Raw genomic sequence first — 15,193 nt, forward strand, 5'->3', positions numbered from 1 at the left:
GTGGTGTGACTGGCGGCACGGCGGCTCGGCCTTGCCTCCTACCTACTCCGCAGTAGTGTCGATCCTGAGTTCCTGACCCTCAACGAGGAGGCCCCTCCCATGACTGCTCTCGACCCCACGACCTTCGCCTCGATGGACCCGGCGGAGTTCGCGGCCACCGTCAAGAAGCTCTCCGACAAGGAGATCAACGACGTCATGGGCGGCGAGCACCGCCGGGCCATCCTCGACGCGATCTTCGAGCGCTTCCCGGTGCTCTTCAACCCCGAGAAGGCCAAGGGCGCCGATGCCCGGGTCAACTGGCGGATCACGGGTGGGCCCGGCGGCACCGACGACACCTACGCCGTCGTCGTCAAGGACGGCACGTGCACCGTCGAGAAGTCCCCGACCGAGGAGCCGAAAACCTCGATCATGCTCGGGCCGGCCGAGTTCGCGAAGCTCATCACCGGCACGGGCAACCCGACGATGATGGTGATGATGGGCAAGGTCAAGGCCCGCGGCGACCTCAGCGCGGCGATGGCCTTCCAGAACTGGTTCGACACGCCGAAGGGCTGAGCCGTGGCGATCAGCCTGCTCACCGTCGGTGCGGTGATGGCCAGGCGAGGGATGCTCACGCCCGGCCCGCCGCACCGCCAGGTCTCGCAGCTGCGCGCCCTGCACCAGTGGGGCTTCGGCCTCGCCGGGGAGCTGCGTCAAGCCGCCCACCGCAGCCCCGAGCAGGTCGCCGTCGTCGACGAGCACCGTGGCGAGGTCACCTACGCCGAGCTCCTCGCCCGCTCCGAGAAGGCCTCGGCGCTGCTGCGCGACAAGGGTTTCGGCCCCGGACAGCGCATCGGGCTGCTCGCCCGCAACCACGTCGGCGCCATCGAGGTCATGACCGGCGCCGCTGCGGTCGGCATCGACCTCGTGCTCATGAACACCGGCCTGTCCTCGGGGCAGCTGGCCCTCGTCGCCGAGCAGCAGGAGGTCGTCGCGCTGCTCCACGACGACGAGTTCGACGGTGTCGTGGACGAGCTCCCCGACGCGGTCCAGGTTCTGCGCGAGTCCGAGTGGGCGGCCGAGCTCGACCGTGTGCCCTCCCCTCCCGCCCTCACCCGTCCGAAGCGCGGCGGCCGGACGATCATCCTCACCTCGGGCACGACGGGCACCCCCAAGGGGGCCGCGCGCCGGACCCCGAGCGGGTTCGGTCCGCTCATCTCGATCATCGAGCGCATCCCGCTGCACGCGCAGGACCGCATCCTCATCAGCGCACCGATCTTCCACACGTGGGGCTACGCCGCGATGCAGCTGTCGTTCGCCCTCCGCGCGACGATCGTCCTCCAGCGCCGCTTCGACCCGCAGCGCGCCAAGGACGCCCTCGAGCAGCACCGCTGCCACGCGATGTTCGCCATCCCGGTCATGCTCCAGCGGATGATGGAGCTTCCCGCCGACCCCGACGGCCGCCGTCGCCGTCCGGACCTGCGGGTGGTCGCGACCTCGGGCTCGGCCTACCCGCACGGGTTTCCGACGCGGTTCATGGACGAGTACGGCGACGTCCTCTTCAACCTCTACGGCTCGACCGAGGCGTCGTGGGTCTGCATCGCCACCCCCAAGGACATGCGCCGCCATCCCGACACCGCCGGGACCCCACCGCTCGGGACGGTCGTGCGCATCCTCGACGCGGGCGGCCGCGAGGTCGAGGCCGGTGAGACGGGGCGGATCTTCTGCGGCAACGACCTCGTCTTCGAGGGCTACACCTCGGGCGCCACGAAGGACTTCGTCGACGGGCTCGTCTCCACCGGCGACATGGGACACGTCGAGGACGGCCTGTACTTCGTCGACGGACGCGACGACGACATGATCGTCAGCGGAGGCGAGAACGTCTACCCGGTCGAGGTCGAGTCGCTGCTCGTCGAGCACCCTGCCGTTCGGGAGGTGTCCGTCGTCGGCATCCCCGACCCCGAGTTCGGGCAGCGCCTCGCGGCGTTCATCGCGCTCGAGGACGGCGCCGAGCTCTCCGAGGACGACGTCAAGGAGCACGTCAAGGCGCACCGCGCCCGGCACTGCGTCCCGCGCGAGGTGCACTTCGTCGACGAGCTGCCCCGCAACGCGACCGGCAAGGTCCTCGCCCGCGAGCTGCGCGCCCGCATCGTCTGACGCGCGGACGGCATACGCACCGAGTGTCACGCTCCGCGTGGCCGGGATACGCGACGGCGGTTGCCCGACCCGTGGAGGCCGGCATATGCACCACGAGCGGACGCCTCCGGGAGGAGATGCTCGACGGGCCCCTGAACCCCGCCGAGCACCCTCCACCAGAGGCGTCCGCCCGTATGCCGTGCCGCTCGCAGGAGCGGCCTACTTCACCTCGCGGTGCAGAACCCGCCACGCCCCGAGGACGAGGGGCACGAGCACCCACGCGCCGAACGACGTCGACAGCTGGCCCCAGTTCTCACCGGTCATCGACCCGCTGAAGAGCGGCTCGGTCACCTGGTTGAGGTCGAGCCACTTGCTCGGCTCGGCGAGGGAGGACACGAGGCTGACCGCGATGGTCCAGATCGTCGGCAGGAGGAGCGAGGCGACGATCGCGAAGGGCGTGTTGAGGAAGACGAACCCGAACGCGAGGCCCTGGAGGACGTAGATCGCGAAGCCGAGGACGACCCCGAGGGCGACCTTCCACGTGACGTCCCACGCGCCGCTGCCGTCGCCGACCGACGAACCGATGACGTTGGCCACCGCCGCCGCGGCGAACGCCGTGACCGTGACGACGAGACCGAGGAGAAGTGCGGCGACGACCTTGGCGAGGACGACCCGGCCGCGTCGCGGCTCGAGGGTGAACGTCACGAGACCGGTGCGCTGGCTCCACTCCGCGGTGGCGGCCATGATGCCGAGGATCGGCAGGAGGACGACGAGCGGGAAGGACGTGAGGCCCAGCAGGGTGGCGTAGGTCGCCTCGTCGGCCGGACCCCAGATGAGGAACACCGCGAGCACGACGACCGAGATCGCCGACATCGTGATGAGCATCCAGCGCCCGGCCCTGGTGTCGACCATCTTGCGGAGCTCGACGTGGACGAGTCTGGGCATCGGCACTCCGGGGCGGCCGCCGGTGTCCGGCGTCGCGGTCGGCCGCACGAGGGTCGGGTCGACCTCGGGCGCACGGGTGTCGGTGGTGGTCATGCTGCGGTCCCTTCGCGTGACGTGGCTGCGGTGAGGCTGAGGAACATCTCCTCGAGGCCCTCGGACCCACCGGAGCGGAGCTCGAGGAGGACGATGCGCTCGTCCAGGGCGATCCGGCCGACGACACCCGGCTCGGCGTCGACGACGAGGCCCGAGGCCACGGCGGTGACAGGCACGTCGGCGCGCTCGAGGGCGGCGCGCAGGGCGCGGTCGTCGGTGGAGCGCACCGTCGTGCCGCCCCGGCTGAGGAGCTCGTCCTTCGTGCCCTGGGCGACGATGCGGCCGCGACCGATCATGACGAGGTCGTCGGCGATGACCTGGACCTCGTGGAGCAGGTGGCTCGAGAGGAGCACGGTGCCGCCGCCGTCGGCGAAGCCTCGGAGCAACCCGCGCATCCAGTGGATGCCCTGCGGGTCGAGGCCGTTGGCCGGCTCGTCGAGGATGAGCACCTCGGGCTGGCCCAGCAGCGCCGACGCGAGGCCGAGCCGCTGGCGCATGCCGAGGGAGTAGTTGCGGACCCGGCGCCCGGCCTCCTCGTCGGTGAGCCCGACGAGGCGCAGCGCCTCCTCGACGCGGGCCTTGCCCACGCCGATCTGGATCGCGGCGAGCCGGAGCACCTCGCGGCCGGTGCGGCCGGGGTGCTGGGCCGAGGCGTCGAGCATGACACCGACCTGTCGGCCGGGGTTGTGCAGGTCGCGGTAGGGCTTGCCGAGGACGGTCGAGCGACCGCTCGTCGCCGGCGTGAGGCCGGTCATCATCCGCATCGCCGTGGACTTGCCCGCCCCGTTGGGTCCGAGGAAGCCGACGACGCTTCCCGGGCGGACCTCGAAGGAGATGTCGTCCACGGCGGTGAACCCGCCGTAGCGCTTCGTGAGGTTCTCGACTGTGATCATGGCGTCAACCCTGCCGGGGCGCGGTGGTCCCCCACATCGGCCGCGAGTCCTCGGCACCATCCGACTTTGGTATGCCGTCCTCCCACCTCCCGCAGTCCCTGGTCGGACGCGCCGGCTCCGCTCCACTGCCTAGGCTCGGCCCATGTCCGACACCTCCCCGCAGCGGCACGGCCGGCTCGGCTCCGTCTGGCGCTACGCGCTGGCGGGGCTCATCAGCGTGGTCGCGTGGGGGGCCGTCGCGATCGGCATGATGGACGCCGGGATCAACGACGAGCCGATCATCGGCTGGCTCTTCGTCGGGGACCTGGTCCTCGGGCTGCTCTCCTTTCTCCTCGTCCGCGAACGGCACCGCTGGCCCGGGCCGGTCGCCCTGCTCACCGGCGCGTTCTCGTTCGTCTCGGCGAGCAGCGCCGGCCCGGCGACGTGGATGATCGGGTCCGCCTCGTCGCACCACCGCTGGCGGCTCGTGGCCTTCCTCGTGCCGTTCAACGTCGTCGCGGGAATCGTCCAGGAGCGGTTCTACCCCGGGGGGGACGACCTGCCGCTGTGGGCGTCGTTCCTCTTCGGTGTTCTCATCGTCGGGATCGTTGTCGCGATCGGCTACGCGATGGGCTCGCAGCGCGACCTCATGGCATCGCTGCGCGAGCGCGCCCTCACGGCCGAGCGCGAGCAGCAGGCGCGCGTCGCGCAGGCCCAGGCGGGCGAGCGGACCCGGATCGCCCGCGAGATGCACGACGTGCTCGCCCACCGCATCTCGCTCGTCGCGATGCACGCCGGTGCCCTGAGCTATCGGACGGACCTGTCGCCGGAGGAGCAGGGGACCGCGGCCCGCGCCATCGAGGAGAACGCTCACCGCGCCCTGCGCGACCTGCGGGACGTCCTCGGTGTGCTGCGCGACCCCACACACCCCGAGGGCGCGACACCCGAGCGCCCGCAGCCCGTGCTCGGCGACGTCCGCTCCCTCGTCGAGGAGGAGCGCGCCGGCGGCCTGCGGGTGGGTCTCGACGAGGCTGTCGAGGGCGACGTGCCCGACGCCCTGGGGCGGACGGCATACCGGGTCGTCCAGGAGGCACTCACCAACGCGCGCAAGCACGCTCCCGGCACCTCGGTGGCCGTCGGGGTCACCGGCTCCCCCGAGGCCGGTCTCACCGTGACCGTCCGCAACGCGGCGCTCGTCGGTGGGCCCCGGCAGCGACTGCCCGAGTCGGGGCTCGGGCTGCTCGGCCTCGACGAGCGGGTGACCCTGGCGGGCGGTCGGCTCCGGCACGGCACGGACTCCACCGGCGGCTACGTCGTCGAGGCGTGGCTACCGTGGGCCCTGTGACCGACCCCGCGCAGATCCCCCTCGCCATCGTCGACGACGACCCGATGGTCCGCGCCGCGCTGCGGATGATGCTCGGCGGCAACTCCGGGATCACCGTGGTCGCCGAGGCGACGAACGGCGAGGAGGCCCTCACCGTCGTGCCGTCGTCCGGCGCCGAGGTGGTCCTCATGGACATCCGTATGCCGGTCCGCGACGGGCTCAGCGCCACCGAGGTCCTGCTCGGCCGGGACCCGTCGCTCAAGGTCATCGTCCTCACGACCTTCGATGCCGACGACATGGTGCTCACCGCGCTGCGGCTCGGCGCGGCCGGCTTCATGCTCAAGGACACGCCGCCGGCCCGGCTCGTCGAGGCGGTGCGCACGGTCGCCGCCGGGCAGCCGATGCTCTCCCCGAGCGTCACGGCCCAGCTGATTGCCGCGGTCGCGCGGCCGGTCTCCGGCGGGGACGTCCGGGCTCGCGACGCCCGGGTCCGGCTCGACACCCTCACCGAGCGCGAGCGCGAGGTCGCCGATGCGGTGGGCCGCGGGCTGAGCAACGCCGAGATCTCGTCCGAGCTCTTCATGAGCGTCCCCACCGTCAAGACCCACGTCGGGCGCCTCTTCACCAAGCTGGGTGTCGAGAACCGCGTGCAGGTCGCGATCCTCGTCCACGACGCCGCCCAGTGAGGACCCAGCGATGACCACGACTCCGACGGTGGAGCACCTCTGCGGCGTCGTCGTGCACCCCGCCAAGCCGCGCAGCGCCGAGGCCCTCGCGGCCCTGCGGCGCGCCACCCGCCGACGTGGCTGGCCGGAGCCACTCGTCGCCGAGACCACGGTCGAGGTGCCGGGGGCGGACCAGCTCGCCGAGCTGCTCACCGCCGGTGCCGACCGGATCGTCGCGATCGGTGGCGACGGCACCGTGCGCGAGGTGGCGGGCGCCCTGTCACGCTCCGGTCCCCTGGCCGACGTCGTCCCCTTCGGCGTCGTGCCGACCGGCACGGCGAACCTCTGGTCGCGCACCGTCGGCCTCACCGACGGCTCGCTCGAGTCGGCGGTCGAGCTCGCGCTCGACGGCCCCGTCCGCGACTGCGACCTAGCGTGGGTCACCGTCACCCGCGCGGACGGGACCGCCCGCACCCACGACGTCGCCGTCGTCGCCGGGGTCGGCATGGACGCCGAGGCGTTCGCCACGACGGCCCACGACGCCAAGGAGAGGCTCGGGTGGCTCGCCTACTTCGCGGCGCTCGGGCGTCGCGCCGTCGGACGACCGGTGAGGGTGCGTCTCGGGTCGGGGTCGGGCTCCGCCGCCGGGCGCGAGGAGCAGGTGCGCACCGTCCTCGTCGGCAACTGTCGCGTGCTGCCGCTCGGCCTGCCGCTCATGCCGTCGGCCTCGATGGAGGACGGCCGGCTCGACGTGCTCGTCGTGGCTCCGCGGACCGTGCTCGGCTGGCTCGGGGTCGGTGTCGGCATCCTCGCCCGGCGCCGCGGCGGCTGGACCGGCCTGCGCACCCACCGCTCCCGGCACGTCACCGTCGACCTGACTGAGCCGACGGCGGTCCACGTCGACGGCGACCCCGTCGGCGACGCGGTGCGGCTCGAGCTCGGCGTCCGCCCGGCGGCCGTCCTCGTGCGGACCCGGGCCGGGGCACGCGACGGCGAGGACGAGGTCCGCCGCCTCCTCGCCGCCCCCGAGCCCGATCTCGCCGCCCTGGCGGACGCCATCCACCACGGTCGGCGCTGGTCGTCCGACCATGCCCGCGAGCACCTCGTCCGCGACGTCTTCCTCGGGCTGTCCGGAGCCGACCTCACCCGCTTCAAGAGCCTGCTCAACTCCGGCCCCGACCACCGGGATCTCGAGCACCTCGTCTTCGACGTCATCGACGACGAGGGCGTGCGTGCCGACATCCTCGGACACATCGCGAGCGAGGCCGAACGGGTCGACGTCCCCGACCTGCACGTGCTCAGCGACATCGACGACACGCTGCGGTGCGCGCTGCACGACGACCGCTACCCGCGCGGCACGGTCTACCCCGGCGTCATCGAGCTCTACCGCGCCCTCGACGCCGGCCGCGCCGCCGACCCCGAGTCCCCCGGCGACCTCACCTTCGTCACCGCGCGCCCGATGGACCCGGCCGGGCTCGTCGAGCAGCACACCCGACGCGGTCTGCGCGAGCTCGGCCTGCCGCCTCACTCGGTGCTGTCCGGCACGTTCGCCGGCCTGCGCAACCACGACGCGATGGCCGGCGCCAAGATCGAGAACTTCCGCCGCTTCCGCGCCCTCATGCCGGAGACCGAGGTCGTCTTCGTCGGTGACAGCGGGCAGGGCGACGTCGAGGTCGGCCGGCGGATGATCGCCACCGACCGCGACGCGGTCCGGCTCGTCCTCATCCACGACGTCGTCGACACTGCCGCGGACGAGCGGGACGCGCTGCGGTCCGAGGGGATCGTGCTCGTCGACAGTCCCGTCGGTGGCGCCCTCGAGGCGTATGCCGTCGACCTCGTCTCGGCGACCGGCCTCGCCGCCGTCGTCGAGGCGGCCGAGCGCGACCTCGACCGCATCCAGTGGGAGTCCCCCGAGCAGGAGAGGGCGACGAGAGCGATCGTCGAGCGCGACATCGCCAAGGCGCGCGAGTCCCACGCTCTGCATGGGCCGGCATACAAGCAGGGCAGTCGAGCGGTCCGGGATGGCAAAGGCGCTTGACATCGGATAGTGCCACTCTCCAATATTAGGGAGAGCCACTATCCAAGGGAGACCCCATGTCGCTGCTCGCCGACCCGCAGGCCCTCGCCGCGTCGACCGTCGTCCTCTCGGACACGTCGCGCACGACCGCAGGAGTCCTGCTCCTCGCTCTCGTCACGGTCGAGACCGGCGGGCTCTACCTCGTGAAGATCGTGCGGGGAGCCGCCCCGGCGACGGAGTTCCAGGAGAAGTTCGCCCGGGCGGGCCATGCGCATGCCGCGGTCCTGCTCCTACTGGCGCTGATCTGCCAGGTCCTCGCCGACTCGACGAACCAGACCGGCATCCTCAGCTGGCTGTCCCGCTCCGGCGTCGCGGTGTCGGCGCTGCTCATGCCCGGCGGCTTCTTCTTCTCGTCGATGGGGGCCGGGCGGACCGAGCCCAACCGGCTCATCGCCCTCGTCTTCGCCGGCGCCGCCCTGCTCGCGGCAAGCCTCATCTCCCTCGGCATCGGCCTCCTCACCGCCTGACGCCGGTCCACGCACCCGCGCCGGCCGCGGCGCAGGACTCAGGAACCTCTCAGGAACTCTCGGGTCCGCCACCTCACGTCCCGCGCGCACAATGGGGGATGGTCACCCCAGCGAGCCCGTCCCGTCGCCAGCTCCTGACCGGCGCCGCAGCCTCGGTTGTCGCGTCCACCGCCGTCCTCGCCGGCCCGGCGACCGCCGAACCCCGCCGCTCGACCCCGGCTCCCGAGACGGTCCCCCTCCCGAACGGGTTGCGACCCGAGGGCATCACCTCCGGCCCGGGCACCCGCTTCTACGTCGGCTCGCTGGCCGACGGGCGCATCGTCGCCGGCGACCTGCTCACCGCCACCTCGAGCACGCTGCTGCCGGGCGCCGCCGGACGCGCCCTGCGCGGTCTCTTCTGGGACGCACGCACCAACCTCGTCTGGGCCGCCGGCAACGTCGGCGCCGTGGGCCACGTATGGGCGGTGGACGGGAGCACCGGCGCGGTCGTCCAGGACACCGCCGTCGAGGGCGCGCAGTTCCTCAACGATCTCGTCGTCGCCGGCGACACCGTCTGGGTCACCGACTCGCGGATCGTCCCCGACCGGCTCACGAGGATCACCCTCACGACCGGCGGGGCGCCGACCGGCGCGGCTCCGACGTTCGTGCCGCTCGGCGGCGCGTGGCCGCAGGGCGACGGAGTTGCCGTGAACGCCAACGGGATTCGCATCCTGCCCGACGGCAACCTCCTCCTCAACAACTCGCGGGTCGGTGGCCTCTGGCAGGTCGACCCGGCCACCGGCGAGACCTCGGAGATCCCGGTCAGCGGTGGCCCCGGCATCACCGGCGGGGACGGGCTCGTCCTCGACGGACGCACCCTCTACAACGTGCGGGGGTCGGGACAGGCCGAGGTCTCGGTGCTCGAGCTCGTCCCGGTCGGCAGCGCCTGGGCCGCGCGGTGGCGGGGTGCCCGCACCGACGTCACGCTCGACGTGCCCTCGACCGCGACCCTCGCCGGTGGCTGGCTGTGGGCCGTCAACGCGCGGTTCGGCGTCCCCTCACCCGAGACCGCCTCCTACTGGGTGACCCGACTCCCGGCGCGCTGACAGCCGAGGGATGACCCGGCCACGGCGGCGACGTCGGGCCTAGGCTGGCGACGTGGACACGACGACTCCGGTTCTCTACCTCAGCCACGGAGCGCCACCCCTTGCCGACGACGAGCGGTGGACCGGCCAGCTCTCGACCTGGTCGACCGACCTGCCGAAGCCGTCGAGCATCCTCGTCGTGTCGGCGCACTGGGAGCAGGCGCCGGTCTCGGTGAGCTCGACGACGGCCGGCACCCCGCTGCTCTACGACTTCTGGGGCTTCCCGCAGAAGTACTACGAGGTCACCTACGACGCTCCCCCGGCCCCCGAGCTCGCACAGTCGGTAGCCCGCCACCTCGGAGGCGTCGGCGGCGGGCTCCACCAGGACCCGTCCCGCGGCCTCGACCACGGCGCCTACGTGCCGCTCGTCGAGATGTTCCCCGAGGCCGACGTCCCGGTGATCCAGCTGTCGATGCCGACGCTCGACCCGCAGGAGCTCTTCGGGATCGGCACCCGCCTCGCACCGCTGCGCGACGAGGGCACGCTCATCATCGGCTCCGGGTTCACGACCCACAACCTGCGCTGGTTCAACCCACGCGCCGGAGCCGACAGCGCGCCACCGAGCGCCTCCGCCGAGTTCGACCACTGGGCCGCCGAGGCCGTGGACGCCGGTGACGTCGACGCGATTCTCGACTTCATGGACAAGGCGCCGGCCGCGCAGGAGGCCCACCCGCGCACCGAGCACTGGGCGCCGCTCTTCGTCAGCCTCGGCGCCGCTCACGCCGGTGGCGGCATCGACGGGCAGAGCGTCATCGACGGCTTCTGGTTCGGCCTGTCGAAGCGGTCCTGGCAGTTCGCCTGACCCCGCCGCACTCGAAACGCGAGATGCCCTGTATGCCGTGAGGACGGCATACAGGGCATCTCGCGTTCGACGGTCAGTGACCGTGCTTGGGCCTTTGCTTCTTGCGCGGCGCCGGACGGGTCGCGTCGTCGACGACCGGCTCGACGTGCTCCGGGACGACGGTGGGCCGCAGTCGCGCCCACGCCATGAAGCCCGCGGCGACGACGAGCAGGGCGAGACCGGTCCACAGGTTGGCGTTGACTCCGCCGGTCTTGTCGAGCTCCGTGTCGCCGAGGAGGCCCATGAGCGTGAGGATGATGCCGTAGAGCCCGAGCAGCATCCCGATGAAGTTGCGGATGTCGAAGGCGCCGGCGGTCTTCTTGGTGTCAGCCATGTCGAGACCTCCTTAGAAGGCGAAGTTGAGGATGAGGACCATGACACCCGCGATGATCGCGAGCGGGATCGTGCGCTGGTACCAGGGGCGGGCGGCCTCGTTCGGGTCGACGAGGTCCTCCTTGGGAGTCTCCGAGTAGACGAGACCCTTGAGCTCGGAGGCGGGCTTGGGCTTCGTCACCAACGACACCGCGACGGACACGATGATGTCGACGACGAAGGCCGTCGACGCCGCGACGAAGCTCGCGCCCTGGCCGGACAGCGGGATCACGCCCAGGCTCGCCGTGCCGAACGCGTCCTCGGAGAGGAACGCCACGAGAACGGCGGACAGGGTGCCGGCGACGAGCCCGGCCCACCCGGCGGTCGGCGTCATGCGCTTCCAGAACATCCCGAGGATGAAGGTCGCGAAGAGCGGGGCGTTGAAGAACCCGAAGAGCGTCTGGAGGTAGTCCATGATGTTGGAGAACCCGCCGGCGATCGCAGCCGTGAAGATCGCGATGACGGTCGCCGCCACCGTCGCGAGCCGTCCGATCCGCAGGTAGTAGTCGTCGGAGCGGTCCTTGCGGATATAGCGCTCCCACAGGTCGTAGCTGAAGACCGTGTTGAACGCCGAGATGTTGGCCGCCATGCCTGCCATGAACGCCGCGAGGAGTCCGGCGATGGCCAGCCCGAGGAGGCCGTTGGGGAGCACGTCGCGCATGAGGAGCAGGAGGGCGTCGTTGTACTTGACCTCGCCGCTCGCACCGCCGGCCGGGGTGCCGCCGCCCTTGAGGTCGATCATCTCCTTGACGAGGACCGCGGCGACCATGCCCGGGAGGATGACGATGAAAGGGACGAACATCTTGGGGAAGGCGCCGATGATCGGCGTCTTGCGCGCCGACGAGATCGAGTTCGAGGCCATGGCTCGCTGGACCTCGACGAAGTTCGTCGTCCAGTAGCCGAAGGAGAGCACGAAGCCGAGCCCGAAGACGATGCCGATGACGGAGAGGATCGAGGAGTCGAAGCCGGTCAGCGCCTGGCCCGGCCAGGCGTTGAGCTGCTGCTCGGCCGTGGCCACCTCCGCCTCGGCCGGGGCGCTGTCTGCGGCTGCGGCGATCTTCTCCTGCAGCCCGCTCCAGCCCCCGACCCGGTTGAGCCCGATGAGCGTGAGGGGCAGCAGGGAGGCGACGATGACGAAGAACTGGAGCACCTCGTTGTAGATCGCGGCCGAGAGCCCGCCGAGGGTGATGTAGGACAGGACGATGACGGCGGCGACGATGAGTGCCACCCAGAGCGGCCAGCCGAGCAGCGCCTGGACGATCGACCCGAGCAGGAAAAGGTTGACGCCGGCGATGAGGAGCTGGGCGATGGCGAAGCTGATCGCGTTGACGAGGTGGGCCCCGGTGCCGAAGCGCCGGAACATGAACTCGGGGACCGAGCGGACCTTCGAGCCGTAGTAGAACGGCATCATGACGATGCCGAGGAAGAGCATCGCCGGGATGGCGCCGACCCAGAAGTAGTGCACCGTCGGCAGGCCGTACTGCGCACCGTTGGCCGACATGCCCATGATCTCGACGGCTCCGAGGTTGGCCGAGATGAACGCGAGGCCGGTGACCCAGGCCGGGAGCGAGCGCCCGGAGAGGAAGAAGTCGATGGAGTCCGAGACGGCTCGCCGGGCGGCGAGCCCGATCCCCATGACGAACACGAAGTAGAGCCCGACGATGAGGTAGTCGACGACGTTCGCGTCGATGAGCGGTTCGGCAGCAGCGAGGGCCACCGGTGCGAGGGTCGATGTCATCAACGGCCTCTTCCTGATCGAGTCGGCCCGAGAGCCCGAACGCCGTTCAACCTACTCCCGCACCGCACGTGAATCGGGGACGAGCTCGCCCCTGTCTTGGCTGCTCAGCGAGCCAGGTCGAGGCGCTCCGCGACCCAGCCGGCGAGGGCGCCGACGGCCTGCGCGCTCAGCCCGTGGCCGCCCGCGTCGCGGTGGCTCCGCGTCGATGCGCCCGACTCCTCGCGCAGGTAGGCCCACGTCCGGTCGAGCAGGTCGCGCGGGATGACGTGGTCGCCGTCGCCCTGGGCGATGAAGGTGTGCGCGCCCTCGAGCTGACTGGGCTCGACGGACAGCCCGGCGTCGAACGGCAGGGTGCCGTGCAGGAGTGCCACGCCGGCATACCGGGTCGGTTCGGCGAGGAGCAGGCCGCCGGCGAAGGCTGCGCCACCGCTGAAGCCGACGAGGACGACGGGGCGTCCGGCGGGCGCGACCTCCTGGAGCCAGGCGCGGAACCACGCCATGTTCTCGGCGAGCGACTCAGCGACGGGGCGGCCGATGCCGCGGTTCGCGAACCACGCATAGCCGCCGCCCTCCGCGATGGGAGCGCGGACCGCCGCGTATGCCGGCCCCTCCGGCAGGTGCCCGGCGAGCGTGACGATCTGGCGCTCGTCCGAGCCCCGGCCGTGGAGCAGGACGACGAGCGGCGCGGCCGGGTCGCTCGACCCGGCGCTCGCCACGACCGGTGGGCCGGTGCGCCCGTCGGCGGCGTCGCTCACGCGGACGCCTCGGTGACGATGCGGCCGGCGGTGCGCACACCGCTCCACTCGCGGATCGCGCCCGGGAGGTCGAGCGGCAGGACCGGTGCGAGGTCGTCGAACTCGCCCCACTTCTCGGTGGGGAGCATCCACATGATCTCGAACTCGTTGCCGTCGGGGTCCATCCCGTAGACGCTCTTGGTCGCGCCGTGGTCCGACTCGCCGGTGTAGCCACCCACCTGCCGGAGCAGGTCGCGCGCGGTCTGCAGGTCCTCGATGGCGTCAACCTGCCAGGCGAGGTGGTAGAGGCCGAGCCCGCGGGTCTTCGGCGGGACGTTGGGGCCGACACCGAAGAGACCGAGGTCGTGGTGGTTGCCCGAGCGCGGCAGGCGCAGGAACGCGGCGCCCATGCGCGGCTCGCTGGCGGCGACCTCCATGCCGAAGACGCGGGTGTAGAAGTCGACGGACCGGTCGAGGTCGGCGACGTAGAAGACGGCGTGGTTGAGGCGGACTGGGTTGATGCTCATGGCAGCGCTCCTGCGGTTATTAGTTGTTGTGACAACTATCGTAACGGAGATCTGCGCCGGGTTGTTCCGCCAGGTGGCTCAGGGGGTCGCGCGACGGTCCTGCGGCGCGTCACCACTGGGGTCGACGCGTGTGAGGATCGCCCCGAGCGCCTCGGACAGCGCGCGGACCTGGTCGCCCGACAGCGGGTCGAAGACGTGCTCGCGCACCGTGGCGAGGTGACCGGGAGCAGCCTCGGCAAGCGCAGCGAAACCCTCGTCCGTGAGCATGGCGTTGATCGCCCGCTTGTCCTCGGGCGCGACCGAGCGCTGCACGAGACCGCGGTCCTCGAGCCGCTTGACGACGTGGGAGAGCCGCGGGAGCGTCGCGTTCGTCTGGAGGCTGAGCGAGGTCATCCGCAGGGTCCGGTCCGGTGCGTCGGAGAGCATGGCGAGCACCTGGTACTCGAAGTGGGTCAGCCCGCTCTCGCGGCGGAGCTGCGTATCGAGGACACCGGGAAGGCGCTCGGCGACGGCGATGAGGCGCAGCCACGCCGTCATCTCGGCCCGGTCCAGCCAGCGCGGGTCATCCTCTCCGGTCATGCCTCGAACCCTAGTTGCGGGCGGCGGGAATTCTTTGGCCGACTCATTAGTTGTTATGACAACCAATGCAGCTCGGACGCCCCGAGACCTCCACCGGAAGGCAGCATCGACATGACCAGCATCACCATCCTCGGCAGCGGCAACATGGGCACCGCCATCGCGGGCATCGCCGGCAACGGCCACCACGACGTCCAGGTCCTCGGCAAGGCCGACGCGGCCACACCCGTGACCGGTGACGTCGTCATCCTCGCGGTCCCCTACGGCGAGGTCGCCGGCATCATCGAGGCCCGCCGTGACCAGCTCGCGGGCAAGGTCGTCGTCGACATCACCAACCCGGTCGACTTCGAGACCTTCGACTCGCTCACCGTCCCGGCCGACTCGTCCGCCGCCGCGGTCATCGCCGAGGCCCTGCCCGAGGCCAAGGTCGTCAAGGCGTTCAACACGACCTTCGGCGGGACGCTCGTCGCCAAGGAGGTCGGCCCGCTCCCCACGACCGTCCTCGTCGCCGGTGACGACGTCGACGCCAAGGCTCGCGTCGCGGGTGTCATCGAGTCCGGTGGCCTCACTGTCATCGACGCCGGCGCCCTCAAGCGGGCGCGCGAGCTCGAGGCCCTCGGCTTCCTCCAGATCACGCTCGCCGCCGGCGAGAAGGTCTCGTGGAACGGCGGCTTCGGCATCGTCCGCTGACCCCACCCCCTCGCTTTCCCCCACTGACGACGTCCG

16 protein-coding genes are annotated in these 15,193 nt (G+C 71.5%); 9 read left to right on the plus strand and 7 right to left on the minus strand.

Going from position 1 to position 15,193, the window contains the following annotated elements; genetic code table 11:
* Window positions 1-99 precede the first annotated feature (99 nt).
* Window positions 100-552, plus strand: a complete 453-nt coding sequence (locus ACOJV7_RS04845; RefSeq protein ID WP_420189010.1) for an SCP2 sterol-binding domain-containing protein — start codon at window positions 100-102, stop codon at window positions 550-552.
* A 3-nt stretch (window positions 553-555) separates the two neighbouring features.
* On the plus strand, window positions 556-2,133 hold the full coding sequence (locus ACOJV7_RS04850; protein ID WP_420189011.1) for an AMP-binding protein: 1,578 nt from the start codon (window positions 556-558) through the stop codon (window positions 2,131-2,133).
* Window positions 2,134-2,331: 198 nt separating this feature from the next.
* Here ACOJV7_RS04850 and ACOJV7_RS04855 read toward each other — a convergent pair whose 3' ends face one another.
* Window positions 2,332-3,150, minus strand: coding sequence for an ABC transporter permease (locus tag ACOJV7_RS04855; protein ID WP_420189012.1), 819 nt, complete (start codon window positions 3,148-3,150; stop codon window positions 2,332-2,334).
* Window positions 3,147-4,043 carry an ABC transporter ATP-binding protein gene (locus ACOJV7_RS04860; protein WP_420189013.1) on the minus strand — a complete coding sequence of 299 codons (897 nt, stop codon included), beginning with the start codon at window positions 4,041-4,043 and terminating at the stop codon, window positions 3,147-3,149. The genes ACOJV7_RS04855 and ACOJV7_RS04860 overlap by 4 nt, the downstream gene beginning before the upstream one ends.
* A gap of 142 nt (window positions 4,044-4,185) precedes the next feature.
* Between ACOJV7_RS04860 and ACOJV7_RS04865 the strand changes: the two genes are divergently transcribed.
* The 6 genes from ACOJV7_RS04865 (at window position 4,186) to ACOJV7_RS04890 (ending at window position 10,481) form a co-directional block, all read left to right on the plus strand.
* Complete coding sequence (locus ACOJV7_RS04865; RefSeq protein WP_420189014.1) at window positions 4,186-5,367, plus strand: sensor histidine kinase; 1,182 nt, start codon at window positions 4,186-4,188, stop codon at window positions 5,365-5,367.
* Window positions 5,364-6,032 carry a response regulator transcription factor gene (locus ACOJV7_RS04870; RefSeq protein WP_420189015.1) on the plus strand — a complete coding sequence of 223 codons (669 nt, stop codon included), beginning with the start codon at window positions 5,364-5,366 and terminating at the stop codon, window positions 6,030-6,032. Before ACOJV7_RS04865 ends, ACOJV7_RS04870 begins: the two co-directional genes overlap by 4 nt.
* A gap of 10 nt (window positions 6,033-6,042) precedes the next feature.
* Window positions 6,043-8,049 (plus strand): diacylglycerol kinase family protein, encoded by a 2,007-nt coding sequence (locus tag ACOJV7_RS04875; protein ID WP_420189016.1) that lies wholly within the window; start codon window positions 6,043-6,045, stop codon window positions 8,047-8,049.
* Between the two features lie 56 nt (window positions 8,050-8,105).
* The gene (locus ACOJV7_RS04880) at window positions 8,106-8,555 is read left to right on the plus strand and encodes a hypothetical protein (protein ID WP_420189017.1); all 450 of its coding nucleotides are present in this window, start codon (window positions 8,106-8,108) and stop codon (window positions 8,553-8,555) included.
* A gap of 98 nt (window positions 8,556-8,653) precedes the next feature.
* Entirely contained in the window at window positions 8,654-9,640 is a 987-nt protein-coding gene (locus ACOJV7_RS04885; RefSeq protein ID WP_420189018.1) for an NHL repeat-containing protein, read from the plus strand.
* A gap of 52 nt (window positions 9,641-9,692) precedes the next feature.
* Window positions 9,693-10,481, plus strand: a complete 789-nt coding sequence (locus tag ACOJV7_RS04890) for a dioxygenase family protein (protein WP_420189019.1) — start codon at window positions 9,693-9,695, stop codon at window positions 10,479-10,481.
* A 73-nt stretch (window positions 10,482-10,554) separates the two neighbouring features.
* On the opposite strand, the gene ACOJV7_RS04895 is transcribed toward ACOJV7_RS04890, so the two are convergent.
* The 5 genes from ACOJV7_RS04895 to ACOJV7_RS04915 form a co-directional block, all read right to left on the minus strand.
* Window positions 10,555-10,854, minus strand: coding sequence for a hypothetical protein (locus ACOJV7_RS04895; protein ID WP_420189020.1), 300 nt, complete (start codon window positions 10,852-10,854; stop codon window positions 10,555-10,557).
* A 12-nt stretch (window positions 10,855-10,866) separates the two neighbouring features.
* Window positions 10,867-12,630 (minus strand): sodium:solute symporter family protein, encoded by a 1,764-nt coding sequence (locus tag ACOJV7_RS04900; protein ID WP_420189021.1) that lies wholly within the window; start codon window positions 12,628-12,630, stop codon window positions 10,867-10,869.
* Window positions 12,631-12,734: 104 nt separating this feature from the next.
* Window positions 12,735-13,385: an alpha/beta hydrolase gene (locus ACOJV7_RS04905; protein WP_420189022.1), complete on the minus strand. Its 651-nt coding sequence runs from the start codon at window positions 13,383-13,385 to the stop codon at window positions 12,735-12,737.
* Entirely contained in the window at window positions 13,382-13,891 is a 510-nt protein-coding gene (locus ACOJV7_RS04910; RefSeq protein ID WP_420189023.1) for a VOC family protein, read from the minus strand. Before ACOJV7_RS04910 ends, ACOJV7_RS04905 begins: the two co-directional genes overlap by 4 nt.
* 78 nt (window positions 13,892-13,969) lie before the next feature.
* Window positions 13,970-14,470 carry a MarR family winged helix-turn-helix transcriptional regulator gene (locus ACOJV7_RS04915; RefSeq protein ID WP_420189024.1) on the minus strand — a complete coding sequence of 167 codons (501 nt, stop codon included), beginning with the start codon at window positions 14,468-14,470 and terminating at the stop codon, window positions 13,970-13,972.
* Window positions 14,471-14,581: 111 nt separating this feature from the next.
* Between ACOJV7_RS04915 and ACOJV7_RS04920 the strand changes: the two genes are divergently transcribed.
* Complete coding sequence (locus tag ACOJV7_RS04920; RefSeq protein WP_420189025.1) at window positions 14,582-15,157, plus strand: NADPH-dependent F420 reductase; 576 nt, start codon at window positions 14,582-14,584, stop codon at window positions 15,155-15,157.
* The last annotated feature ends 36 nt before the right edge of the window (window positions 15,158-15,193 follow it).

This window comes from Knoellia tibetensis (assembly GCF_048606415.1).
GTDB lineage: Bacteria > Actinomycetota > Actinomycetes > Actinomycetales > Dermatophilaceae > Knoellia > Knoellia tibetensis.